17 protein-coding genes and 1 pseudogene are annotated in these 24,499 nt (G+C 59.9%); 7 read left to right on the top strand and 11 right to left on the bottom strand.

The annotated features are described in order from the left end of the window. The first annotated feature begins 5 nt into the window (after positions 1–5). On the top strand, positions 6–1,739 hold the full coding sequence (locus tag AB4O11_RS12595; RefSeq protein ID WP_460130782.1) for a PTS fructose-like transporter subunit IIB: 1,734 nt from the start codon (positions 6–8) through the stop codon (positions 1,737–1,739). 184 nt (positions 1,740–1,923) lie between these two features. After that, positions 1,924–3,464, top strand: a pseudogene (locus AB4O11_RS12600) (alkaline phosphatase D family protein). A gap of 238 nt (positions 3,465–3,702) precedes the next feature. Here AB4O11_RS12600 and AB4O11_RS12605 read toward each other — a convergent pair. Both AB4O11_RS12605 and AB4O11_RS12610 read right to left on the bottom strand, forming a co-directional pair. Further along, the gene (locus tag AB4O11_RS12605; protein ID WP_460131087.1) at positions 3,703–6,231 is read right to left on the bottom strand and encodes a PepSY domain-containing protein; all 2,529 of its coding nucleotides are present in this window, start codon (positions 6,229–6,231) and stop codon (positions 3,703–3,705) included. Positions 6,232–6,466: 235 nt separating this feature from the next. Then, positions 6,467–8,788, bottom strand: a complete 2,322-nt coding sequence (locus tag AB4O11_RS12610) for a TonB-dependent receptor (RefSeq protein WP_460130784.1) — start codon at positions 8,786–8,788, stop codon at positions 6,467–6,469. A 207-nt stretch (positions 8,789–8,995) separates the two neighbouring features. Between AB4O11_RS12610 and AB4O11_RS12615 the strand changes: the two genes are divergently transcribed. Together AB4O11_RS12615 and AB4O11_RS12620 are read left to right on the top strand one after the other, a co-directional pair. Further along, complete coding sequence (locus tag AB4O11_RS12615; protein WP_460130785.1) at positions 8,996–9,676, top strand: Fe2+-dependent dioxygenase; 681 nt, start codon at positions 8,996–8,998, stop codon at positions 9,674–9,676. Next, positions 9,673–10,428, top strand: a complete 756-nt coding sequence (locus tag AB4O11_RS12620; RefSeq protein WP_460130787.1) for a tetratricopeptide repeat protein — start codon at positions 9,673–9,675, stop codon at positions 10,426–10,428. The genes AB4O11_RS12615 and AB4O11_RS12620 overlap by 4 nt, the downstream gene beginning before the upstream one ends. A gap of 254 nt (positions 10,429–10,682) precedes the next feature. On the opposite strand, the gene AB4O11_RS12625 is transcribed toward AB4O11_RS12620, so the two are convergent. The 5 genes from AB4O11_RS12625 to AB4O11_RS12645 form a co-directional block, all read right to left on the bottom strand. Next, positions 10,683–11,846 carry a type III PLP-dependent enzyme gene (locus tag AB4O11_RS12625; protein WP_007915304.1) on the bottom strand — a complete coding sequence of 388 codons (1,164 nt, stop codon included), beginning with the start codon at positions 11,844–11,846 and terminating at the stop codon, positions 10,683–10,685. A 636-nt stretch (positions 11,847–12,482) separates the two neighbouring features. Beyond that, the gene (locus AB4O11_RS12630; RefSeq protein ID WP_034154441.1) at positions 12,483–13,640 is read right to left on the bottom strand and encodes an osmoprotectant ABC transporter ATP-binding protein OsmV; all 1,158 of its coding nucleotides are present in this window, start codon (positions 13,638–13,640) and stop codon (positions 12,483–12,485) included. Continuing rightward, positions 13,637–14,290, bottom strand: coding sequence for an ABC transporter permease (locus AB4O11_RS12635; RefSeq protein ID WP_320335793.1), 654 nt, complete (start codon positions 14,288–14,290; stop codon positions 13,637–13,639). The genes AB4O11_RS12630 and AB4O11_RS12635 overlap by 4 nt, the downstream gene beginning before the upstream one ends. Positions 14,291–14,302: 12 nt before the next feature. Then, entirely contained in the window at positions 14,303–15,208 is a 906-nt protein-coding gene (locus AB4O11_RS12640) for a glycine betaine ABC transporter substrate-binding protein (protein WP_460097902.1), read from the bottom strand. A 21-nt stretch (positions 15,209–15,229) separates the two neighbouring features. Beyond that, the gene (locus AB4O11_RS12645) at positions 15,230–15,919 is read right to left on the bottom strand and encodes an ABC transporter permease (RefSeq protein ID WP_169844036.1); all 690 of its coding nucleotides are present in this window, start codon (positions 15,917–15,919) and stop codon (positions 15,230–15,232) included. A 358-nt stretch (positions 15,920–16,277) separates the two neighbouring features. On the opposite strand from AB4O11_RS12645, the gene AB4O11_RS12650 reads away from it, so the two are divergent. The 3 genes from AB4O11_RS12650 (at position 16,278) to AB4O11_RS12660 (ending at position 20,344) form a co-directional block, all read left to right on the top strand. Then, a complete protein-coding gene (locus AB4O11_RS12650) occupies positions 16,278–17,861 on the top strand; it encodes a peptide chain release factor 3 (RefSeq protein ID WP_095049730.1) in 1,584 nt (527 codons plus the stop codon). Between the two features lie 859 nt (positions 17,862–18,720). Next, positions 18,721–19,920, top strand: a complete 1,200-nt coding sequence (locus AB4O11_RS12655; protein ID WP_099757987.1) for an MFS transporter — start codon at positions 18,721–18,723, stop codon at positions 19,918–19,920. Positions 19,921–20,080: 160 nt separating this feature from the next. Beyond that, complete coding sequence (locus AB4O11_RS12660; RefSeq protein ID WP_460089868.1) at positions 20,081–20,344, top strand: hypothetical protein; 264 nt, start codon at positions 20,081–20,083, stop codon at positions 20,342–20,344. A 213-nt stretch (positions 20,345–20,557) separates the two neighbouring features. Here AB4O11_RS12660 and AB4O11_RS12665 read toward each other — a convergent pair whose 3' ends face one another. The 4 genes from AB4O11_RS12665 to AB4O11_RS12680 are packed head-to-tail and all read right to left on the bottom strand — an operon-like array spanning position 20,558 to position 24,462. Then, the gene (locus AB4O11_RS12665; protein ID WP_007917625.1) at positions 20,558–21,538 is read right to left on the bottom strand and encodes a peptide ABC transporter ATP-binding protein; all 981 of its coding nucleotides are present in this window, start codon (positions 21,536–21,538) and stop codon (positions 20,558–20,560) included. After that, positions 21,538–22,506: an ABC transporter ATP-binding protein gene (locus tag AB4O11_RS12670; protein WP_093435852.1), complete on the bottom strand. Its 969-nt coding sequence runs from the start codon at positions 22,504–22,506 to the stop codon at positions 21,538–21,540. Before AB4O11_RS12670 ends, AB4O11_RS12665 begins: the two co-directional genes overlap by 1 nt. A gap of 10 nt (positions 22,507–22,516) precedes the next feature. Further along, positions 22,517–23,440, bottom strand: coding sequence for an ABC transporter permease subunit (locus AB4O11_RS12675; RefSeq protein WP_134174556.1), 924 nt, complete (start codon positions 23,438–23,440; stop codon positions 22,517–22,519). An 11-nt stretch (positions 23,441–23,451) separates the two neighbouring features. After that, positions 23,452–24,462: an ABC transporter permease subunit gene (locus AB4O11_RS12680; protein WP_075947650.1), complete on the bottom strand. Its 1,011-nt coding sequence runs from the start codon at positions 24,460–24,462 to the stop codon at positions 23,452–23,454. Positions 24,463–24,499: the final 37 nt, after the last annotated feature.

The raw sequence follows: 24,499 nt of genomic DNA on the forward strand, positions 1-24,499 counted from the left end.
TTGTCATGAAATTAGCCATTGTTACGGCTTGCCCGAACGGCATGGTCACCAGTGTGCTGTGCGCGCGTCTGCTCGATGCCGCCGCGCAGCGTCAGGGCTGGAGCACCAGCGTTGAAGTGGTCGATGCGGCGCACCCTGAGCGCGAATTGTCGGCGGCGACCATTGCCGCGGCCGAATGGGTTTTGCTGGTCGCCACAGGCGCGATCGACATGACGCGTTTTGTCGGCAAACGGGTTTTCCAGATTGCTCCGGCGCAGGCATTGCAAGATGTCGAGGCGGTGCTGCGTCGTGGTGCTGAAGAGGCAGAAGTTTACGTTGCCAGTGAGGCTGAGCCGGCGACTGATGCGCCGCGTGCACCGCGCATCGTCGCCATCACTGCCTGCCCGACCGGTGTCGCGCACACCTTCATGGCCGCCGAAGCCTTGCAGCAAACCGCTAAGCGCCTGGGCTATGACTTGCAAGTCGAAACCCAAGGCTCGGTGGGCGCGAAAACCCCGTTGAGCGCAGTGGCGATTGCCGACGCAGACGTGGTGTTGCTGGCGGCGGATATCGAAGTCGCCACCGAGCGTTTTGCCGGCAAGAAGATCTATCGCTGCAGCACCGGGATCGCCTTGAAGCAGTCCGAAGCCACGCTGAAAAAAGCCTTGGCCGAAGGTGCAGTGGAAAGCGCCGCGAGTGACGGCCAGGCACCGGCCAGGCAAGAGAAAACCGGCATCTATAAACACCTGCTGACCGGCGTGTCATTCATGTTGCCGATGGTCGTGGCCGGCGGTTTGATGATCGCGCTGTCGTTCGTCTTCGGCATCACCGCGTTCAAGGAAGAAGGCACGTTGGCCGCTGCGCTGATGCAGATCGGCGGTGAGACGGCGTTCAAGTTGATGGTGCCGCTGCTGGCCGGTTACATCGCTTACTCGATCGCCGACCGTCCGGGTCTGGCGCCGGGGATGATTGGTGGTTTGCTTGCCAGTACATTGGGCGCCGGGTTTATCGGCGGCATCATCGCCGGGTTTATCGCCGGTTATGCGGCCAAGGCTATCAGTCGATATGTCGCCTTGCCGCAAAGTCTCGAAGCGCTGAAACCGATTCTGATCATCCCGTTGTTTGCCAGCCTGATCACCGGTCTGGTGATGATTTACGTGGTCGGTAAACCGGTCGCCGGCATGCTCGGTGCGCTCACGCATTTCCTCGACAGCATGGGCACCACCAACGCGATTCTGCTCGGTGTGCTGCTCGGTGGCATGATGTGCGTCGACCTTGGCGGGCCGATCAACAAAGCCGCGTACGCGTTCTCGGTAGGTCTGCTGGCGTCGCAGAGTTATGCACCGATGGCCGCGACCATGGCCGCAGGGATGGTGCCGCCGATTGGTCTGGGCATCGCCACATTCATTGCGCGGCGCAAATTCGCCCAGACTGAACGCGAGGCCGGCAAGGCTGCCTTCGTGCTGGGGCTGTGCTTTATCTCCGAAGGGGCGATTCCGTTTGCCGCGAAAGATCCGTTGCGGGTGATCCCGGCGAGCATCGCCGGTGGCGCGCTGACCGGTGCGTTGTCGATGTACTTCGGCTGCAAACTGATGGCGCCGCACGGTGGCTTGTTTGTGCTGGCGATTCCGAATGCGATCAATCATGCGTTGCTGTATTTGCTGGCGATTGTCGCGGGGAGCCTCTTGACCGCCGTTGTCTATGCGACGGTCAAACGCCCGGAAGCCGTTGAGCTGGCGCTGGAACCGGCGAAGGCTTAACTGGCACCACAAAACCCTGTGGGAGCGAGCTTGCTCGCGAAAGCGGTGTGTCATCGAAGAAGATTTCGACTGATAGCACGCATTCGCGAGCAAGCTCGCTCCCACATGGGTTGTGTGGTGTGTCTGGTGTCATTTCCGAGTCATGTGAGCGTGCTTAAGTTTTCCTTTTTTCAGGGAGAACACCATGAGCGATTTCAACCCCGGTCGCCGGCGTGTCATGCAAGTCGTTGGTGCCGGTCTGCTGATGCCAAGCCTGGCGCCGGCGGTGATTGCGTCGGTCAAGGATCGCCCGCAGTTGACCGACGGCGTGCAGTCCGGCGATCTGCAAGGCGACCGCGCGATGATCTGGAGCCGCAGCGATCGCCCCGCGCATATGGTGGTCGAGTGGGACACCCGCAGCCAGTTTCGTCACCCGCGCCGGGTGGTCTCGGCGCTGGCCGATGCCCGCAGCGACTTCACCGCCCGCGTTGAACTGACCGGGCTGCCCGCCGATCAGGCGATTTTCTATCGGGTGTATTTCAAGGACGCGCGCACCGGCGTCGCCAGCGAACCGTGGTTGGGTCACCTGCGCAGCGCTCCGACGGCGCGGCGCAATATTCGTTTCGTCTGGAGCGGCGACACCGTCGGCCAGGGCTTCGGCATCAACCCGGACATCGGCGGCATGCGCATCTATGAAGCCATGCGTCTGCGCCTGCCGGACTTCTTTATCCACAGCGGCGACACCATCTACGCCGACGGCCCGGTACCCGCGCAGCTCACCACGGAAAACGGTCGCATCTGGCGCAACCTCACCACCGAAGCCAAGAGCAAAGTCGCGCAGACCCTCGACGATTATCGCGGCAATTACCGCTACAACCTGATGGACGAAAACATTCGCCGCTTCAACGCCGAGGTGCCGCAGATCTGGCAGTGGGACGACCATGAAGTGGTCAACAACTGGTCGCCGGGCAAGCAGCTTGATGAGCGCTACCAGGAGAAAGATATCCACACCCTGGTCGGGCGTGCACGCAAGGCGTGGCTGGAATATTCACCGATGCGTTTGCAGGCCGCTGACGGTGGCGGGCGGATTTATCGCAAGTTGAGTTATGGGCCGATGCTCGATGTGTTCGTGCTCGACATGCGCAGTTATCGCGGCGCCAATGACGACAACCTCGGCGCGGCGAAACCGTTCCTGGGGCGTGAGCAACTGAACTGGCTCAAGCGCGGCTTGAAGAAATCCAAAGCCCAGTGGAAGGTCATTGCCGCCGACATGCCGATCGGTCTGGGCGTGCCGGATGGCGAGGTCAGCCCGGGTGTCGCGCGTTGGGAGGCGGTGGCTAACGGTGATCCGGGACCTGCGCAGGGGCGCGAGGTGGAAATCGCCGAATTGCTCGGCTATCTGCGTGCGCAGCAGGTGCGCAATTTTGTCTTCCTCACGGCAGATGTGCATTACTGCGCGGCGCATCACTATCACCCGGATCGTGCGGCGTTTCAGGATTTCGAACCGTTCTGGGAGTTTGTCGCCGGGCCGCTGAACGCCGGGAGTTTCGGGCCTAATCCACTGGATAAAACCTTTGGCCCGGAGGTTGTTTTCGAGAAGGCGCCGCCGGCGCAAAACACTTCGCCGTTTGCCGGGTTTCAGTTTTTTGGCGAGGTGAATATTGAAGGGGGAGTGGGGAGATGAGCGTGGTGTTGCGGGATTTGAATGGGGTGGCGGTTTTTGAACAGAAGTTGCAGCCGGTTTGAAGATCAAAAGCTAACCCTCATCGGAACGCCGCCCGCCCAGCCCTCTCCCAGAGGGAGAGGGGGCCGACCGTGGTGTCTGAAGAGGTACGTCGACCTGAAAGACCGTATCGATTATGAGATTGGATACAAAGCCTTTCTCGATTATGGATTCGGTGAAGCACGTTCAGGTCGGCGTATTGCGTGAATCTCCCCCAATCAGTCCCCTCTCCCTCCGGGAGAGGGTTAGGGTGAGGGGCTTTTAATAGACGTCGCGGCGATAGCGGCCCTGTTCGATCAGGCGTTCGACTTCGGCGCTGCCGAGGATGTCATTGAGCACCTGATCAACCCCCGAAGCCATCCCCTGCAAGCTGCCGCAGATATAAATCACCGCCCCGTCCGCCAGCCATTTCTTCAACTCTGCAGCCGACTCACGCAAGCGATCCTGCACATAAACCTTATCAGCCTGATCCCGCGAAAACGCCAGGTCCAGCCGTTCCAGATCACCATTGATCAACCACTCTTCCAGCTCCGCGCGGCAGAGGAAATCGTGCTCACGATTGCGCTCGCCAAACAGCAACCACTGGCGTTGCTGACCATCGGCAATCCGCGCCTTGAGCAAGCTGCGCAACCCGGCCAGACCCGTACCGTTGCCCAGTAGAATCATCGGCAGCGGTTCGTTCGGCAGATGGAAACCACTGTTGCGTCGCACCCGCAAACTGATACTTCCGCCCACGGGCGCGTGCTCAGTCAGCCAGCCGGAACCGATGCCAAGCGTGCTGTCGGCATGCTGTTCCTGGCGCACGATCAACTCCAGCACGCCGTCGGCGGCAATCGAGGCGATCGAGTATTCGCGCATGGCCAGCGGCACCATCGCGTCGACCAGCGATTGCGCATGCAGACCGACCAGATGGGCGCGATGCTCGGGCAATTGCCGCGAGGCCAGCGCGACTTCCAGCGGCTCGTCGAGGCCGTTGATTTTCACGGTGGTTTCGCCACGAATGCCGAGGCCGTCGAGGAAGTGTTCGATGGCCCACGGGCAGTTACGCGGCAGCACTTCGACCAGATCACCGGCCAGCCAACTGCTGGTGTTCGGTGCGCTCAGGCCCAACAAGTAAACCGGCGCACCGCTGCTGTCCGGGTTCATCAGTTCGCGGCGTACCAGCGTCCAGTTGTCGTAACTCGGTGCTTGCCAGGTATCGACCGGTGCTTGGCCGGTGAGCAGGCCAAGTTGGGTTTGCCAATGGCGCAGGGCATAGGGATCACCGCTATCGACTTCCACCGGCGCGAACAATGTCTTGCCGCCGTGCTCCGCCAACCATTGGTGCAGGCGTTTGGCGAAACCACAGAAGTGCTGATATTGACGATCGCCGAGACCGAGCACCGAGTAATTCAGACTGTCGAGGGTTACCGCTTTGCCCAGCACTTTGCGCTCGAATCCGCGCGCGCTGTCCGGCGCTTCGCCGTCGCCGAACGTGCTAACCACAAACAGTGCGTTGTTCGATTCACGCAGATCCTGTTCGCTGACATTCGCCAGCGGCTGCACTTTCACCGGCAGTCCGGCAGCCTGTAATTGGCCGGCGGTCTGCCACGCCAGTTGCTCGGCGAAACCGCTCTGGCTGGCGAAACCGATCAGCCATGCCGACGCATCGCCGCCCGGTTGAGCGAGGCCTTGGCGGGCATCCTTGATCTGCTTTTTCTTGCGCCGACGGTCGAGGTACAGCAGCCAGCCGGTGATGAAAAACAGCGGCATGCACACCGCTGCGAGGGTGATGATGATCCGCCCGACCAGACCGAAATAGCTGCCGACGTGCAGCGCATAAATGCTGGTCAGCAGTTGCGCCTTGAAGCTCTTGTCGGCGTAACGGTCGACACGTTTGACGATGCCGGTGGCCGGGTCGAGGGTGATCTGGTTCAGCGCGCGATCATGCGGCGAGCTGTCGAGCAGGTAGAACACGGTCGCCGGTTGGCCAGCGACGGCCGGCATACGGATGTTGTACGCCGCCAGACCCGGGCCGGCAGCGCTGTAAATGCTGCTCCACATCGCTGCGTAATCGGCGATCGGTGCCGGGCCTTCCGGCGCCGGGCCGCGACCACCGCGCACGCGCTCGTTTTGTGGCGAGTCGGAAAGCAGTCGGGTCAGGCCTTTGTTGTACCACTCGTACGACCACGACAACCCGGTCAGCGCCAGCAACAGATAGACCAGCAGGCACCAGGTGCCCGCCACCGAGTGCAGATCCCAGTTGAAGGCGCGGCCCTTTTTCTTCCAGTCCAGCGTCAGCCAGACGCGCCAGCTATGCCACTGACGCGGCCAGCGCAGGTACAGGCCGGACAGGCAGAAGAACAGCAGGATCAGCGTGCAGGCGCCGGTGATGTTGCGCCCGGTATCGCCCATGGCAAGGAAGCGGTGCAGTTGCAGCATCAGGCCGAAGAAATCCTGGCCGACCGCGTCGCCCATGAACTCGGCGGTGTACGGGTCGAAGTAGCGCATCTCGCCGCGACGTTCACCCTTGGGCGGGGTGAAGAACACTTTCGCCGCGTTGCCGCTGTCGGTTTCGACCCAGAGCATCGAGACTTTTTTGCCGGATGTGGCTTCGATACGCTCGACCAGTTCGACGGGCGGCAAGACACCGGCGACTTGTTTTTCCACCTGCAGGACGGAGGGATTCAGCGCCCGCAGGATTTCGTCCTGAAATGAATAGGCCGCGCCGGTGATGCCCATCAACGCCAGCACCAGGCCTGCGGTGATGCCAAAAAACCAGTGCAACTGGAACAGGGTTTTCTTCAACACGTCACTCGCCGTCCATTCGGAAATTGTCTTCACGGCGCGCATTATGCCGTGGGTTATCGAGAAGCGTTCTTTATTACGCACAAAAGCCCCGTTCAATGGAATGAACGGGGCCAAGCCTTGCGGCGCATACCTTGTGGGAGCGAGCCTGCTCGCGAAGGCGTCGTGTCAGTCAGCCTCTACTTGACTGACCCAGCGCTTTCGCGAGCAAGCTCGCTCCCACAGGTTTCCACATCGGTCAGAAGTGGAAGTTGGTGCTCAACAGTGCCGTACGGCCCGCCGCCTGGTTGGCGAAGTGGGTCGAGAAGGCTTTGTCGTAGTAGGTTTCGTTGGTCAGGTTCTGCACGTTGAGTTGCAGGTCGACGTTCTTGGTCAGTTTGTACGCAGCCATCGCGTCGTAGCGAACATACGAGTCAACCATGGTGGTATTGGCCACGCTGCCGTACACGTCGTCGACGTAGAACGCGCCGCCACCGATGGTCAGCTTCGGCGTGACCTGGTAAGTGGTCCACAGGCTGGCGCTGTTTTTCGGCGTGTTAGGCAGTTCGTTGCCGTCGTTGGCCTTGCCCAGCGGGCCGCCGTCGACTTGTTCGCTGTCCATGAAGGCGTAACCGGCGAACACTTGCCACTTGTCGGTGATCTTGCCGCTGGCCGACAGTTCGACACCTTGCACACGGGTCTTGCCGGCGTTTTCGTACGAGGTGGTGTCGACTTGCACACGAGCGTTTTCTTTCTCGGTGCGGAAGATATCAGCGGTCAGCGACAGGCGATCATTGAGCAGATCCCACTTGGTACCGATTTCGTAGTTCTTGGTGGTTTCCGGCTCCATGTCGCTGCTCAGCAGGTTGCCGCTGCGATCCGGGGTGCCGCCCAACGGGTTGCCTTCCTGACCTTCGCCCAAGGTGTTGCCGGGCGGCGTGGCCGAGGTGGCGTAGGAGGCGTAGATGCTGCCGTTTTCCGCCGGCTTGTAGACGACGCCGAACTGACCGGTGACGAACTCGCTGGTGTCATCGCCCTTGGACGTGGTGGTGCCAGCGGCGTTGTAGGTCTTGTAGTCGGTGTCGAAGTGGTCGTAACGCAGGCCCATGTTCACCAGCCACTGCTCATTCAGTTCCAGCGTATCGAACACGTACAGCGCGTAGGTGTTGGCCTGGGTGTCGGTGCCGGCGTAGTTGCGCGAGATCGCGCCGTTCCACGGATCGTTCGGGTTCGGGTTCGACAGCGAGGTGCAGTTGTAGTTACTCGACGCGCCGATCATCGACGGCGTGCAGTTGCTGCTCGCGGCCACATTAGTGGTGCGCGGCGTGGTGTCGGTGTTGACGTTGTACGAAGACTTCTGGCTTTCCTCACGCGTGTATTCGACACCGGTGGAGAAGCTGTTCTTGAAGCCGGCAATGTAGAAGTTGCCGAACAGGTCAGTCTGGTTGGTGGTGGTCTCGGTGTTGCTCACCCGAGTGTTGGCACGACGCCAGACCGTGCCGTTGTTGACGTTGCCCTTGCTGTCGTCCGGCTGGGTGAGGATGTAATCCTGCATGCTGGTGCCGTGACGCAGGGTGTTCTTGATCGTCAGCGAATCGCTCAGGTCATGCTCGATGGCGAAGGTCGCGGTGTCAGTGCGGCCCTTGCGGAAGTCACGATCCAGACCGTAGAAATTGCTGTGGTCACCGCCAGCGTAAGGCTTGTCCGGATTGGATTTGGTGCGTGCAGCGGAGCCACCGGCTGGAATGGTGTACGGCACGCCCGAGTCCGGGGTGTCGTTGCTTTCGAGATGGTAGTAGTCGAGGTTGACGCGGGTGTCGGTGCCCAGGCCAAACGCCAGGGACGGGGCGATACCCCAGCGGTCGTAATCGACTTTGTCGCGACCGGCGACATTGCTCTCGTGGCTCATCAGGTTCAGACGGCCGGCGGCGGTGTCGCTGAACTGGTAGTTGCCGTCGAGGGTGTAGCGTTGGGTCTGGTCGGAGCCCCAGGTGAAGCCGCCGTCGAACGAATTGCCCAGGTGCGCTTTCTTGCTCACCAGGTTGATGCTGCCGCCCGCTGCGCCACGACCGCCAATGGCGGAGTTCGGGCCCTTGCTGACTTCAATGTTTTCCACGGCGAAGATTTCGCGGCTTTGCGAACCGGTGTCGCGCACGCCGTCGAGGTAGGTGTCGCCCTGCGCGTCGAAACCACGAATGAACGGACGGTCGCCCTGTGGATTGCCGCCTTCACCGGCGCCGAAGGTGATGCCCGGCACGGTGCGCAGCGCGTCCTGCATGTTCAGGGCGCCGGTGTCTTTGAGCACTTGTTGCGGAATAACGGTGACCGAGCGCGGTGTATCGACCAGCGGCGCGGTGTACTTGGGCGAGGAGGCTTTTTCGACCTGATAGGACGTCGAATCCTGGGCTTCGCCGGTGATGGCGGTGGCGTCCAGGGCGATGGCATTGCCGGAGGCTTTGCTGTCGGTTTTTTCAGCGGCGAACACCATCTGGCCAGCGGAACCGGCGGTGATTGCCACACCGATTGCAGAGGCGAGCAGACGTGGTGAACTGACCGGTAATTGTGCGTGTTGACGTGCCATTTTTATTCCCCTCCCCAAGGATTTGAGGCCGCGGAATATAGGGTAAACAGTTATTCGTATCAATTGCGAAACATTGTTATTCGCACTGAATTTACATTCTTTACAATTTAACCTTACGGTTTTTGCCAGTTCATTCGTCTCTCGGGTTTTACACAGTCAATAAGAATCAATACCATTGCCGCCTCTTTGCCATCAGGTGACATCGCCATGCTGCTGCACATCCCCGGACTGTTCGCAAAAGACGAAGTGCAGCGCATTCGTGAGGCGCTAGAGCAGGCCAATTGGGCCGATGGCAAGATCACCGCCGGCTTTCAGTCGGCCAAGGCGAAGCACAATTTGCAGCTGCCCGAAGGCCATCCGCTGGCCAAAGAGATCGGCGCAGCGATGCTGGAACGTTTGTGGAAAAACCCACTGTTCATGTCCGCCGCGTTGCCGCACAAAGTCTTCCCGCCGTTAGTGAACTGTTACACGGCCGGTGGCAGTTTCGATTTCCACATCGATAACGCCGTGCGCCAACCCAAGGGCAGCATCGAGCGGGTGCGCACCGATCTGTCGGCGACGCTGTTCTTCAGCGAGCCCGAGGATTACGACGGCGGCGAGCTGGAGATCCAGGACACCTTCGGCACGCAACGGGTGAAGTTGCCGGCCGGCGACATGGTTTTGTACCCCGGCACCAGCCTGCATAAGGTCAACGCGGTCACGCGTGGCGCGCGTTATGCGTCGTTCTTCTGGACACAAAGTCTGGTGCGTGAAGATAGCCAGCGCGCGCTGTTGTTCGAGATGGACGGGGCGATTCAGCAACTGAGTCAAGACCTGCCTGATCACCCGTCACTGATTCGCCTCACCGGCACGTATCACAACTTGCTCCGTCGCTGGGTCGAGGTATGAGTTTCCTGCTGCGCCGCGAGGAAATCCTCAGCGGCGAACAACTCAGCGTCATGCTCGGCGAAAGCCCGGCCCGTGCTGCGCAGGCGATTTTGCTCGCGGCGGGTGAGGGCGAAGTAGAGGCGCAGGCGTTGCTTGGGCAAATCCTGCTCGACGGCCTAGGCATCGCCCAGGATCAAACGCTGGCGCTGCGCTGGTTCGGCATCGCTGCCGGGCGTGGGCACCTGATGGCGCGCAACATGCTCGGGCGTTGTCATGAGCATGGTTGGGGCATTGCGGCGGATGCGTCGGTTGCTGCGCAGCATTATCGGATCGCAGCGAATGCCGGACTGGATTGGGCGATGTACAACCTCGCCAATCTGCTGGCGACCGGGCGGGGAGTGGAGGTGGATCATCTGCAGGCGCTGGCGCTGTATCGCCGCGCGGCTGAACTGGGCCATGCGAAATCGATGAATCTGCTGGGGCGGTATCTGGAAGAAGGGCGGGTGTGCTCGGCGGATCCAGTTGCGGCGCGTGAGTGGTATCGGCGCTCGGCTGAGGGTGGGGATTTTCGTGGGCAGTTCAGTTTCGCTGCAGTTTTAGCGGATGAGGGGCGGATTGATGAGGCGGTCGATTGGCTTGAGAAAGCTTTGGCCGGCGGCAATCTGAATTTTCTGCGGGTGGCGAGTCAGACGTTGTCAGGTGCGACAGATCCCAGGATTCAGGGGATGGCTGCTCAGTTCGCGCTTCGATGCACAGACTTGCAGCGCGTCTGAATTCGCAAAGCCCTCACCCTAGCCCTCTCCCAGGGGGAGAGGGGACTGACCGCGTCGTTCTGGCGCTATACATCGACCTGAGATATCCAGTCGAACTCAATTTTGAAAAGCTTACACATCGGCTCCCTCTCCCTCTGGAGAGGGCTGGGGTGAGGGGCCTCGGTCTCAAGTACCCCGCAAAACTTCAAGCCGAACGCACAGACACAAAAAAGCCCATGACACGTCATGGGCTTTTTGCATTACGGCTTCAGCGCTTACACGTAAAACGACTTCAACGGCGGGAAGCCATTGAACTCAACCGCGCTGTAACTGGTGGTGTACGCACCGGTCGACAGCCAGTACAGACGATCACCGATCGCCAGGTTCAACGGCAGACCGTACTTGTAGTTCTCGTACATGATGTCGGCGCTGTCGCAAGTCGGGCCGGCGATGACCACTTCTTCCATCTCGCCTTTTTTCTCGGTCCAGATCGGGAACTTGATCGCTTCGTCCATGGTTTCGATCAGGCCGGAGAACTTGCCCACATCGGTATACACCCAACGCTCGACGGCGGTGCGCGACTTGCGTGCAACCAGTACCACTTCGCTGACCAGAATACCGGCGTTGGCAATCAACGAGCGGCCCGGCTCGAGAATGATTTCCGGCAGGTCATCACCGAAGTCTTCCTTGAGGAAGCGGATGATTTCTTCGGCGTAGGTTTCCAGGCTGTTGGTGCGGGTGATGTAGTTGGCTGGGAAGCCACCGCCCATGTTGATCAGCTTCAGGTGGATGCCGTCTTCTTCTTTGAGACGCTCGAAAATCACTTTGACCTTGGCAATCGCGGCGTCCCAAACGCTGATATCGCGTTGCTGCGAGCCGACGTGGAAGGAGATGCCGTAAGGCACCAGGCCGAGGTCGCGAGCGAGGATCAGCAGGTCCATGGCCATGTCGGTCTGGCAGCCGAATTTGCGCGACAGTGGCCAGTCAGCCGTGGTCGAGCCTTCGGTGAGGATGCGCACATAGACTTTCGAACCCGGGGCCGCCTTGGCGATGTTGCGCAGGTCAGCTTCGGAGTCGGTGGAGAACAGACGCACGCCCTTCTCGTAGAAGTAGCGGATGTCCTTGGATTTCTTGATGGTGTTGCCGTAGCTGATACGGTCCGGGCTGACGCCACGATCCATTACCTTGTCCAGCTCATAGATCGAGGCGATGTCGAAGCTCGAACCTTTTTCTTTGAGCAGGTCGATGATCTCGACGGCCGGGTTGGCCTTGACCGCGTAGTAGACCTTGGCGAATTCGAAACCGGCGCGCAGGTCATCGTAGGCCTGGGCGATCATCGCGGTGTCGATCACCACGAACGGGGTTTCCTGTTTGTCGGCGAACGCCTTCATTTTGTCGAATGTAGCGCGCGCGAAATAGTCTTCGACCTGGATCGACATGCTGGGAACTCCTACTGGCAAACTAAGTTAAACAATGGGTGCAAATGAACGTCCTCCGTATCCCCACTTTGGTTCGCCTACTTCCCAAGGCATGTCGCCGAAAGCAAAAAGGCCACGGGTGGTTTTACCCTTGGCCTTGCTGTCTCGTCGTCAGTACTTGAGCCGGATGGATCGTTTCCAGCATGGACGTTCGGCGCGAACTTTAGGGCGTGAGGGGCGTGAGATCAACTAAAAATGTCGCGTTTTTGCACGCTTCTGACGTACGTCGCGTTCATCACTCTTTGTAGCCGACCGAGATGACGGGCAGATGTTCCCCGGGAATTTTCCAGTGTTAAAAATACCTGCACGTTCGTGGATTTTGTCGGCGAAGTCGTGGGTAAGTGTGATGGCGGCAACTTCGGCGACGTTGGCCGCGAGAGGAAGGAGTGAGGGGGATTTTGGTTGTTTGGAAGGCTGTCCAGAGCATGCTGCCCGGTTCTCAGGTGTTGAGATTCTTTTCCGCCTGATGAGTGAAGAAAAAATCACCCGGATCCTGTGGGAGCGAGCTTGCTCGCGAAGGCATTTTCACAGTCGACATCGTTGTTGACTGATATTGCGCTTTCGCGAGCAAGCTCGCTCCCACAGGTTGTGTATTTTTTAGGCGACTACCGCTTCAGCCGGCGAGACGATACTGGTCTTCATCCCGCGCGAACGACCCGAACTCAGATAAGCCGCGATCGACTCCTGCGTCACCTCGCCAAGGAACACCCGCTCGGCATCCATCACCGGCAGCCACGAACGGTTGAACTCGTACATCCGCGACAGCAGGATGCGCAAATGCTCGTCGTACGCCGCTGTGGCATTGAACTCACGCAGGAACTGCGCGCACGTGCCGGTCTGGCGATGCAGATCGCGACGACGCACATACCCCAGCGCCTTGTTCTCGGCACAGGTGACCACAACGTAGCGACGGTCATGCTCATCCATCAATTCCAGCGCATCGGCCACCGGGGTTTCCGGGCTCACCGATGGCGCGTTGTCCGCCGCATCTTCAGCCTTCACCAACAGCAGGCGCTTGAGCGTGCTGTCCTGGCCGACGAAGTTGCTGACAAAATCGTCCGCCGGATGCGCCAGCAGCGTGTCCGGGTGATCGATCTGCAGCAGTTTGCCGGCGCGGAAGATCGCGATCTTGTCGCCGAGTTTGATCGCTTCGTCGATGTCGTGGCTGACCATGATCACGGTCTTGTTCAGCGCGCGCTGCATTTCGAAGAACTCGTTCTGGATCATCTCGCGGTTGATCGGGTCGACCGCACCGAACGGCTCGTCCATCAACAATAACGGTGCATCCGCCGCCAGTGCGCGGATCACACCGATGCGCTGTTGCTGACCACCGGACAATTCGCGCGGATAGCGATGCAGATACTGCTTGGGCTCCAGCTTGATCATGCTCATCAACTCGCGGGCGCGGTCGTGGCATTTCTGTTTGTCCCAGCCGAGCAGTTTCGGCACGACCACGATGTTCTCTTCGATGGTCATGTTCGGGAACAGGCCGATCTGCTGGATCACGTAGCCAATGTTGCGGCGCAGGGTCACTTCGTCGAGATCGGTGGTGTCTTCGCCGTTGATGAGGATCTTGCCCGAAGTCGGTTTGATCAGGCGGTTGATCATCTTCAGCGTGGTGCTTTTGCCACAACCCGAGGGCCCGAGGAACACACAGATTTCGCCTTCATTGACGGTCAGGCTTACCGAATCCACAGCTTTGACGTCTTTGCCGTTGCTTTGGAAGGTCTTGCTGAGATTTTGAAGTTCGATCATTTCAGGAGTCCTTTTGGAGTCAGCGAGCGTTGCAGCCACTGCAAAACGAGGTCGGCGAAAATCGCCAGAAGACTGACCAGCAGCGCGCCGACGATCAGCATCGACATGTCACTGCGGCTGATGGAAGCGAGGATCAACACACCGAGGCCGCCGGCGCCGATGGTCGCGGCGATGGTCATCACGCCGATGTTCATCACCACGGCGGTGCGCACGCCAGCGAGGATGACGGGCACGGCGATCGGCAATTCGACCATGCGCAGGCGCTGGCCGAAGGTCATGCCGATGCCGCGTGCTGCTTCACGGATGCCCGGTTCCACGCCAGTGAGGGCGAGGTAGGTGTTGCGCATGATCGGCAGCAGTGAATAAAGGAACACGGCGGTGATCGCCGGCATCGGCCCGAGGCCCTGGCCGAACTTGGAGTAGAACGGCAACAGCAGACCGAACAGGGCAATCGACGGCACGGTCAGTAGCACCGTGGCGCTGGCCTGCAACGGCCCGGCAAGGGTCGGAAAGCGAGTCATCAGAATGCCCAGCGGCACGCCAACGACAATCGCCAGGGTCACGGCAATGCCGACCAGGGTGATGTGCTGCCAGGTCAGGTGCATCACCTGCTGCCAGTCGAGGTGGGAAAAGGCGTTCAGAAATTCCATGACTTTTCCTCCTTAATCAAGTGGGTGCTGGCGCAGAAAATCGGCGGCCACTTTCGATGGGCTTTCGTGATCGACGTCGACCCGCGCGTTGAGCTGGCGCATGGTTTCGTCATCGAACAGTTCGGCCAATGGCTTGAGTTGCTCGGCCAGTTGCGGGTGCGCGTCGAGGTAAGCCTGACGCACCACCGGTGCGGCGGTGTAGTCGGGGAAGTAATGCTTGTCGTCTTCCAGCAGTTTCAGGCCGAAGGCGTTGAGGCGACCGTCGGTGGTGTAGACCAGACCGGCAAACACTTGACCGTTACGCAACGCGGTGTAAACCAGGCCCGCGTCCATCTGGCGGATGTTCTTGCGGGTCAGGTTCATGCCGTAGAGATCGACCATGCCGATCAGACCGTCGGAGCGGTTGGCAAACTCGGTGTCCAGCGCCACCAGATGATTGGTCTTGGCCTCGGCGCGCAGCACTTCGTTCAACTGGCTGATGTTGTTGATCTGCGGATACTCCTCGGCGACTTTCTTCGGCAAGGCGAGAGCGTAGGTGTTGCTGAATTTCGACGGGGTCAGCCAGACCAGGCCTTTTTTCGCGTCGAGTTCTTTTACCCGGGCGTAGGACTGGGCGCTGTCGAGTTTTTCAGTGACATGGTTGTAGGCCACCAGCGACACGCCGGTGTATTCCCAAAGCATGTCCAGTTGTCCGCTTTCGTGGGCGCTGCGGGCGAGGTTGCTGCCCAGACCGCCGGTAATCTGCGCGTCGTAACCTTTGCTGCGCAGGTATTGCGCGGTGATTTCGGCGAGCAGGGTTTGCTCAGTGAAGACTCGGGCGCCGAGGCGGATCACCGGTTTTTCAGCGGCTTGGGCGATGCCTGCAAACAGCAGGGCACTGCTCAACATCAGGCCTAACATCAAGCTAAGTCGTTTCATATTCATTCCTTCGCAAAAGCCTTAAGACGGGCGCAAACCGCGTTCCAGCCAGAGACGGCTGGCGAGGGTGACGACGCCATCGAGCAGCAAGGCCAGCAGCGCGGTGCACGCGGCGCCGAGCAGCAGTTGCGGCTGATTGTTCAGGGCGATGCCAGGGAAGATCAGGCTGCCGAGGCTGTTGGCACCGATCAGGAAGGCCAGCGGCGCGGTGCCGACGTTGATCGCCAAAGCCACGCGCACACCACCGACGATGATCGGCACGGCGTTGGGCAATTCGACTTTCCACAGCACCTGGCGCGGGGTCATGCCGATGCCGACGGCCGCTTCTTTCAGCGAACCCTGGACATTTTTCAGGCCTTCGTAGGTGTTGCGCACAATCGGCAGCAACGAAGCGAGGAATAAAGCAAAGATCGCCGGGCCACTGCCAATGCCGAGGACGCCCAGAGCAATCGCGAGCACGGCCAGCGGCGGCACGGTGTTACCGATATTGAAAATCTGCATGAAGCGTTCAGCGCGACCGACCATGGTCGGACGACTGAGGAAGATGCCGGCGGGGATGCCCACGACAAGGGCGGCCAGCATTGAAGCGAGGACGAGAATCAGATGAGCTTGCAGGTAAAACAACAAATCGTCGCGGTAGTGTTCGATCGTGTTGATGCCGATCCAGTGGACCAGCAGGGCCAGGAGCGCGATCACCACCGCACCTCCCATCAGCCCTTTGCCATAGCGGATAGCCACAGGCGGACTCCTTTTTTTGTAGTCGGCGAACGCCCTCCCGTGTGGCATGCCATACATGGCTGCCGGGAATAAACGTTCGCGAGAAGCAGCTCCCTCAGCACCGGCAAAAAGCGGTCTGAAAGCGAGCCATGAGCGCAGCCTCGTCAGGCTAACTTGCTGATTTTTCAGCCCCTGACGAAAATTCGTAACAGGGGATGGACGTCTCCGGGCTTTAAAAGGTTCCCATCTGCGGCAGCATTTGGCCACCCTTAATGTGCTCAACGGTTCGGTTATTGCATCGAGTTGGGCTATAATCGCGGCCCTTTTTTGAATCACCGCCAGGCGATTTCCCATGACCAACCAGGCCGCCGAAGTCGCGAAACGCCGCACTTTCGCCATTATTTCCCACCCCGATGCCGGTAAAACCACGATCACCGAAAAGCTCCTGTTGATGGGCAAGGCGATTGCAGTGGCCGGTACGGTGAAATCCCGTAAATCCGATCGCCATGCGACATCCGACTGGATGGAGATGGAGAAGCAACGGGGTATTTCCATTACCACGTCGGTCATGCAGTTCCCGTATCGCGAGCACATGATCAACCTGCTCGACACCCCGGGCCACGAAGACTTCTCCGAAGATACCTACCGCACCTTGACGGCGGTGGACTCGGCATTGATGGTCCTCGACGGCGGTAAAGGTGTCGAGCCACGGACCATTGCGCTGATGGACGTCTGCCGTCTGCGTGACACGCCGATCGTCAGCTTCATCAACAAACTCGACCGTGACATCCGCGACCCGATCGAACTGCTCGACGAGATCGAAGCCGTTCTGAAGATCAAGGCTGCGCCGATCACCTGGCCGATCGGTTGCTACCGTGACTTCAAGGGCGTGTACCACCTGGCTGACGACTACATCATTGTCTACACCGCCGGTCACGGTCACGAACGCACCGAAACCAAAATCATCGAGAAGCTCGATTCCGACGAAGCCCGCGCGCATCTGGGCGACGAGTACGACCGCTTCATCGAACAGCTGGAACTGGTTCAAGGCGCCTGCCACGAATTCAACCAGCAGGAATTCCTCGACGGTCAACTGACCCCGGTGTTCTTCGGTACGGCACTGGGCAACTTCGGTGTTGACCATGTACTCGACGCCGTCGTTGATTGGGCGCCGCGTCCGCTGGCCCGTGTCGCTAACGAGCGTACCGTTGAGCCGGTGGAAGAGAAGTTCTCGGGCTTCATCTTCAAGATCCAGGCGAACATGGACCCGAAACACCGCGACCGTATCGCCTTCATGCGCATTTGCTCCGGCAAGTACGAGAAAGGCATGAAGATGCGCCATGTGCGTACCGGCAAGGACGTGCGCATCGGCGATGCCCTGACGTTCTTCTCCTCCGAGCGGGAACAGCTTGAAGAAGCCTTTGCCGGCGACATCATTGGTTTGCACAACCACGGCACGATCCAGATTGGCGATACCTTCAGTGAAGGTGAAACCCTCGGTTTCACCGGTATTCCGCACTTTGCGCCGGAGCTGTTCCGTCGTGTGCGTCTGCGTGATCCGCTGAAGTCCAAGCAGTTGCGTCAGGGTCTGCAGCAACTGGCTGAAGAGGGCGCGACGCAGGTGTTTTTCCCGGAGCGCAGCAACGACATCATTCTGGGCGCCGTGGGTGTACTGCAGTTTGATGTGGTCGCCAGCCGTTTGAAGGAGGAATACAAGGTTGAGTGCTCGTACGAGCCGATTACTGTGTATTCCGCGCGCTGGATTGAATGCAGCGACAAGAAGAAGCTTGAGGAGTTTTCCAACAAGGCTGTGGAGAACCTGGCGGTCGATGGCGGTGGTCACCTGACTTACCTTGCGCCGACTCGGGTTAATCTGGCGTTGATGGAAGAGCGTTGGCCGGATGTGAAATTCCGGGCGACGCGTGAGCATCATTAAGTTCTGAATTGGTTTGTCCGAAGCCCTCTAGGTGTATGCCTAGGGGGCTTTTTTTGTTTGGTTGGTTTTGGGGGTATATCCGTTTCTGCGGGTGTTGCTGATTACGGTTTCGCCCTTACGGCGACTCACTTTTTTTACAAACGCCTAAAAAAAGTAAGCAAAAAAACGCTTGCTCCTACGTACGGCCCGCTCGCTGGGGCTCGGGGTTCCTTCGCTGCGGGATCGATCCGGGCGCAGCGCCTACGGTTTGCTTCGCTGCACCTCCTCTCGCTGTGTTTGGCTGCGCCAAACGGTCGCTGCGCTCTCTCGCCCGGATCAATCCCTCCACTCAGCCTTCCGACGTCGCCCTACAGATCAAGAGCTGCAGCCGAGCTGACACTCGGCCTATTGAGTGGTGAAGAGCACGGCGTGGTCGGCTTTGGATTTGTGTTGGATTTGCCCCTCACCCCAGCCCTCTCCCGAGGGAGAGGGGGCCGATTTGTGTGTTTTTCAAAGCCTCAGTTCGACGCGGTATCGCACGTCGGCGTAGCTCTCCCAAACACTGCAGTCAGTCCCCTCTCCCTCCGGGCGGTCCGACGTTTCGGGAGGGCTAGGGTGAGGGGCTTTTGATCTGTTTCAGAATCTGAGCTCGACTCGGTATTGCACGTCGGCGTAGCTCTCGTAATCACTGCGGTCAGTCCCCTCTCCCTCCGGGAGAGGGTTAGGGTGAGGGGCTTTTGATCTTCGGTACGGTTTTATCGCGCGCAATGGCTGTAGGACGACTCGGTTTTTTGTGGTCTCGATGTTCTTGAACGCGACAACCCGCCTGCTGACCGTTAGTGTTCCAGCTCCACGCACGTCGCTTTGAGAGGTCAATGGAATGACGAGTCGGCTGACTCACCTGCTACGGCTGAACGGCTATTTCGGCGTGATGGCCTGGGTGCTCGCGGCGCTGTTGTTCATCAATCGCTTGAGCAGCATGGTCAAGCTGTTCATGGCGTTGTACCTGCGTCAGGAACTGGGGCTGGCGATCGAGACGGTTGGCTGGTTGCTGTCGGCGTACGGCGCGGGTTTGCTGCTGGGGTCGATGCTCGGTGGCTGGCTCAGTGATCATGTGCGCACGGCGCGGCTGACGGCGGCGCTGTTCTTTGTTTCGGTGTGGGTGCTGATTCTGCTGGGACTGGTGACGCAGGTGCCGTTGCTCGCTGCATTGTTGTTGCTCAGTGGGGCCATCGATGGGGCTATTCGCACACTGCATCAGCGGCTGATCATGGAGTATTGCGAGGTGACGCAGCGCTCGCGTGCGCAGGCGTTGAGTCGGGTTGCGCGCAACCTTGGGATGGCCGCCGCCGGTGTGGCGGGCGGGGTGTTGGCGCAGACCGATTTTCGCTGGGTGTTTTTCGGTAGCGCGGCGATGACGTTGTTGGCGCTGCTCTGGTTTGTTCGTACCACGTGGCAGCGTCCGGTGCTGATCAATGAAGAGTCATCGATAGTCGGCGCCGGTGGTCCGGGTGTGCCGTATCGCGACAAACCGTTTCTCTGGTTGCTGGCAGCGACGGCCGTGCTCGGCATCGCGTTCGACACGGTCTACAGCACGCTGGGCAATTACCTGCGTGATTACTATCACTTGAGCACCGAGGCGATCGGCTGGCAGTTCGGCCTCAATGCGTTGCTGGTGATCGCCCTGCAGATTCCGCTGTCGCACTGGGGCGAGCGTTGGGGGATGCGCCGGCAAATGCTGCTCGGCAGTGTGTTGCTGGCCTGCGGACTCGGTATGTTGCCGTTCGGCTCCGGGCTGTTTTACGTCTGCCTGTCGACGCTGATCTGGACCTTGGGCGAGGCCTTTTTCATGCCGCCGCTGAATGTGCTGGCCATGCGTTTTGCCCAAGGCGGTAAAAGCGGTCAGTACTTCGGCCTGTTCTTTATGAGCTGGAGCGCCAGTGCGCTGTTGTCACCGGTACTCAGTGGCCAGTTGTACGGTCATTTCGGCGGCCACAGTGTGTGGCTGGCGAGTGCGCTGATGGTGTTGATTTCCATGCCGTTGACGTGGCAGGCCACGCGATCACGCGGCGGCGCTTAGCTGTTGCGGCTATGAGCATTATTCGAAAACTGTCTTTCCATGAAGGGCATTTCTGCCTGCTCCTTAGCGTCCTATCTGGTGAACCCGATGGATCGGAACTAGATTTCACACAGCGCCAGTCAGGCACGAATGTCTCACCTGAAAAAGGATGGAGTCAGCTATGAAAAGCAGGTTGCTACGGGTTTTATTGCTGTTGAAAGTGATGGTCATGCTGTCCCTCGGCACCGCGACGGCCTGGGCCGAGTGCGAGGATCACGATTCTCAGGCCTTCAACGGCCAGGTCGGGCACAGCGGCTTGATGCTGGCCAAGTCTGAGTCCGAGCCGGGCGATCAGGACCAGGGCGGCAGCGCCGATGATGACGACTCGACCACTGATGAGCCGGACACTGATGATCCGGATGACGAAGGCGATGGCCAGACGTAAATCGCAGACAAAAGAAAACCCCTTCTGCCTCGACTGATGCGCAATCGGGGGGGAAGGGGTTTGGTTAACACGTCACTTTCTTTGAAATGCGATCCCTGTGGAAGCGAGCTTGCTCGCGAAAGCGGTGTATCAGGCGACATCTATGTTGAATGATTCAATGCCTTCGCGAGCAAGCTCGCTCCCACAGTGTTTTGTATCGCTCTCCAGTTTTGCTTACGCCGCGCCGTCGAGGAACTGCTCGGCGTAGTGGCAAGCCACCTGTCGGCTATCGAGCTGGCGCAACGCTGGCTCTTCGGTGCTGCAACGCTCGGTCGCGTACGGGCAGCGCTTGTGGAAAGCGCAACCTGGCGGCGGGTTCAGCGGGTTAGGCAGTTCGCCGACGATCTTGATTTTCGGCTTGTTCGGGTCCGGGTGAATGGTCGGGGTCGCCGACAGCAGCGCCTGGGTATATGGGTGCAACGGACGCTCGTAAATGTCGTTCTTCGGACCCAGTTCCACCGGGCGACCGAGATACATCACCATCACGTCGTCGGCCACGTGTTGCACCACCGCAAGGTTGTGCGAGATGAACACGTACGCAGTGTTGAACTCCTGCTGCAGATCCATGAACAGGTTCAGCACCTGCGCCTGAATCGACACGTCCAGTGCCGAGGTCGGTTCATCCGCCACCAGCACTTTCGGTTGCAGCATCATGGCGCGAGCCAGGGCGATACGCTGACGCTGACCGCCGGAGAACATGTGCGGATAGCGCTGGTAGTGCTCAGGGCGCAAGCCGACCTGCTTCATCATCGCCTGGACTTTCTCGCGACGCTCGGCGGCGGAGAGGTTGGTGTTGATCAGCAGCGGTTCGCCGAGCTGGTCACCGACTTTCTGCCGTGGGTTCAACGACGCGTATGGGCTTTGAAAGACCATCTGCACGTCTTTGCGCAGTTGCTTGCGCTGGGCCTTGTCGGCGCCGGCGACTTCCTGGCCGGCGATTTTCAAGGATCCGGAAGACGGATCTTCAATCAGCGTCAACGCACGGGCGAGGGTGGATTTGCCGCAGCCCGACTCGCCAACTACGGCGAGGGTCTTGCCGGCTTCCAGTTCGAACGACACGCCGTTCAGGGCGCGCACGGTCGCATGGCCCTTGAACAGGCCACGGGAGACTTCGTAGTGACGGGTCAGGTCGCGGGCGGTAAGTACGACGGCCATTACGCCACCTCCTGGTTCAGCGGGAAGAAGCAGCGGGCGAGGCTGTGGCTTTTCGGATCAAGGCCTGGACGCTGCGCGCGGCAGCTGTCCTGCACGTACGGGCAGCGCGGCGACAGCAGGCAGCCCTGCGGACGATCGTAGCGGCCCGGGACGATGCCCGGCAGGGTCGACAGGCGTGCGGCGCCGAGGCTGTGCTCGGGAATCGCCTTGAGCAGCGCTTCGCTGTACGGGTGTGCCGGGATGTCGAACAGTTGCGGCACCTGACCGACTTCAACGGCTTGGCCGGCGTACATCACGCAGACGCGCTGGGCGGTTTCGGCCACGACCGCGAGGTCGTGGGTGATCAGCACCAGGCCCATGTTCTGCTCTTTCTGCAACGCCAGCAGCAGATCCATGATCTGTGCCTGAATCGTCACGTCCAGAGCGGTGGTCGGTTCGTCGGCGATCAGCAGTTTCGGCTCGCCGGCAATCGCCATGGCGATCGCAACTCGCTGGCTCATACCGCCGGACAGTTGATGCGGGTAGGCGTCCATACGGCTGGCAGCGCCCGGGATTTCAACTTTTTCCAGTAGTTCGATCGCACGTTTGCGCGCTTGCTTGCCGGACATTTTCAGGTGCAGACGCAACACTTCTTCGATCTGGAAACCGACGGTGTAGCTCGGGTTCAGTGCGGTCATCGGGTCCTGAAAGACCATCGACAGGTCTTTGCCGACGATTTGCCGACGCTGACGATTGCTCAGCTTGAGCATGTCTTTGCCGTCAAAGCTGAGCGAGTCGGCGGTGACGATGCCGGGATGCTCGATCAGGCCCATCAACGCCATCATGGTCACGGATTTACCCGAACCCGACTCGCCAACGATGGCCAGTACTTCGCCCTTGTCGACTTTCAGGTCGAGGCCATCGACCACTGGGGTCGCGGTCTTGTCGCCGAAGCGAACGTTGAGATTCTTGATTTCTAGCAGTGACATGGGAATCTCCTCAGGCGGCGTTCTTGAGTTTCGGGTCCAGCGCATCGCGCAGGCCGTCGCCCATCAAGTTGATTGCCAGCACGCTGAGCAAAATGGTCAAACCAGGCAGGCTCACCACCCACCAGGCGCGTTCGATGTAGTCGCGGGCCGAGGCCAGCATGGTGCCCCACTCAGGGGTTGGCGGTTGTACGCCAAGGCCGAGGAAGCCCAACGCTGCGGCATCGAGAATCGCCGACGAGAAGCTCAGGGTCGCCTGCACGATCAGCGGCGCCATGCAGTTGGGCAGCACGGTGATGAACATCAGACGTGGCAGACCGGCACCGGCCAGGCGCGCGGCGGTCACGTAGTCGCGGTTCAGTTCGCCCATCACGGCCGCGCGGGTCAGACGCACATAGGACGGCAGCGAAACCACAGCGATAGCGATCACGGTGTTGATCAGGCCAGGGCCGAGGATGGCGACAATCGCCACTGCCAGCAGCAGCGACGGCAGGGCCAGCATGATGTCCATCAGACGCATGATGGTCGGGCCAATCATCTTCGGGAAGAAACCGGCGAACAGACCGAGCAGGATCCCCGGAATCAGTGACATCACCACCGACGACAAACCGATCAGCAGCGACAGGCGCGAACCCTGGATCAGACGCGACAGCAGGTCTCTACCCAGTTCATCGGTGCCGAGCAGGAACTGCATCTGCCCGCCTTCCAGCCACGCCGGCGGCGTCAGCAGGAAGTCGCGGTATTGCTCGCTCGGGTTATGCGGCGCAACCCACGGCGCGAACAGCGCGCAGAAGATGATCAGCAGCATGAACATGAGGCCGGCAACTGCGCCCTTGTTCTTGGAGAAGGCTTGCCAGAATTCTTTGTACGGCGACGGGTACAGCAGACTTTGATCCGCGTTGGCGGCGGTGGCTACTGAGGATGTTGGAGTGCTCATGGTTATTGACCTCAGCGCTGATGACGGATGCGTGGGTTGGCAAAGCCGTAGAGGATGTCCACTACGAAGTTGACCAGAATCACCAGGCAGGCGATTAACAGGATGCCGTTTTGCACAACCGGGTAGTCCCGGGCGCCGATGGCTTCGATCAGCCATTTACCGATGCCGGGCCAGGAGAAAATCGTTTCGGTCAGAACCGCACCGGCCAGCAGGGTGCCGACTTGCAGGCCGACCACGGTGAGTACCGGAATCAGTGCGTTACGCAGACCGTGCACGAACACCACGCGCGACGGCGACAGGCCTTTGGCCCTGGCGGTGCGGATGTAGTCTTCACGCAGCACTTCGAGCATCGACGAACGGGTCATTCGCGCGATCACCGCCAGCGGAATGGTGCCGAGGACGATGGCCGGCAGGATCAGGTGATGCAGGGCATCGAAGAAGGCGCCAACGTCATCGGCCAGCAGCGTGTCGATCAGCATGAAACCAGTGCGCGGCTCGATGTCATAGAGCAGGTCGATGCGCCCGGAAACCGGGGTCCAGCCCAGGCTCACCGAGAAGAACATGATCAGGATCAGGCCCCACCAGAAGATCGGCATCGAATACCCCGCGAGGGAGATGCCCATCACCCCGTGGTCGAACAGAGATCCTCGCTTGAGTGCCGCGATCACCCCGGCCAGAAGCCCGAGAATGCCGGCGAACAGCAGGGCGGCCATGGACAGTTCCAGGGTCGCCGGGAAAAGGGAGGTGAACTCGGTCCATACGCTTTCACGCGTGCGCAGGGATTCGCCGAGATCGCCGTGAGCCAGTTTGCCGATGTAGTCCAGGTACTGGGCATACAGCGGCTTGTTCAGACCTAGGCGTTCCATTGCCTGAGCGTGCATTTCGGGGTCGACCCGACGTTCGCCCATCATCACTTCCACGGGGTCGCCCGGAATCATGCGAATCAACGCGAAAGTCAGCAAGGTGATGCCGAAAAACGTGGGGATCAACAACCCCAGTCGGCGGGCAATAAAACTAAACATCGTGTGTGGTACCTCATCAGCCGGTTAGGCGTGCCCG

The organism is Pseudomonas sp. H1_D05, from assembly GCF_054682705.1.

Excerpts from the sequence above, each read along its gene's own strand:
- AB4O11_RS12645 (WP_169844036.1), bottom strand. The coding sequence starts at position 15,919 with ATGGGAGGTGCGGTGGTGATCGCGCTCCTGGCCCTGCTGGTCCACTGG.
- AB4O11_RS12615 (WP_460130785.1), top strand. The coding sequence starts at position 8,996 with ATGCTGCTGCACATCCCCGGACTGTTCGCAAAAGACGAAGTGCAGCGC.
- AB4O11_RS12660 (WP_460089868.1), top strand. The coding sequence starts at position 20,081 with ATGAAAAGCAGGTTGCTACGGGTTTTATTGCTGTTGAAAGTGATGGTC.
- AB4O11_RS12680 (WP_075947650.1), bottom strand. The coding sequence starts at position 24,462 with ATGTTTAGTTTTATTGCCCGCCGACTGGGGTTGTTGATCCCCACGTTT.
- AB4O11_RS12655 (WP_099757987.1), top strand. The coding sequence starts at position 18,721 with ATGACGAGTCGGCTGACTCACCTGCTACGGCTGAACGGCTATTTCGGC.
- AB4O11_RS12665 (WP_007917625.1), bottom strand. The coding sequence starts at position 21,538 with ATGGCCGTCGTACTTACCGCCCGCGACCTGACCCGTCACTACGAAGTC.
- AB4O11_RS12625 (WP_007915304.1), bottom strand. The coding sequence starts at position 11,846 with ATGTCGATCCAGGTCGAAGACTATTTCGCGCGCGCTACATTCGACAAA.
- AB4O11_RS12640 (WP_460097902.1), bottom strand. The coding sequence starts at position 15,208 with ATGAAACGACTTAGCTTGATGTTAGGCCTGATGTTGAGCAGTGCCCTG.
- AB4O11_RS12630 (WP_034154441.1), bottom strand. The coding sequence starts at position 13,640 with ATGATCGAACTTCAAAATCTCAGCAAGACCTTCCAAAGCAACGGCAAA.
- AB4O11_RS12675 (WP_134174556.1), bottom strand. The coding sequence starts at position 23,440 with ATGAGCACTCCAACATCCTCAGTAGCCACCGCCGCCAACGCGGATCAA.
- AB4O11_RS12610 (WP_460130784.1), bottom strand. The coding sequence starts at position 8,788 with ATGGCACGTCAACACGCACAATTACCGGTCAGTTCACCACGTCTGCTC.
- AB4O11_RS12650 (WP_095049730.1), top strand. The coding sequence starts at position 16,278 with ATGACCAACCAGGCCGCCGAAGTCGCGAAACGCCGCACTTTCGCCATT.
- AB4O11_RS12595 (WP_460130782.1), top strand. The coding sequence starts at position 6 with ATGAAATTAGCCATTGTTACGGCTTGCCCGAACGGCATGGTCACCAGT.
- AB4O11_RS12620 (WP_460130787.1), top strand. The coding sequence starts at position 9,673 with ATGAGTTTCCTGCTGCGCCGCGAGGAAATCCTCAGCGGCGAACAACTC.
- AB4O11_RS12670 (WP_093435852.1), bottom strand. The coding sequence starts at position 22,506 with ATGTCACTGCTAGAAATCAAGAATCTCAACGTTCGCTTCGGCGACAAG.
- AB4O11_RS12635 (WP_320335793.1), bottom strand. The coding sequence starts at position 14,290 with ATGGAATTTCTGAACGCCTTTTCCCACCTCGACTGGCAGCAGGTGATG.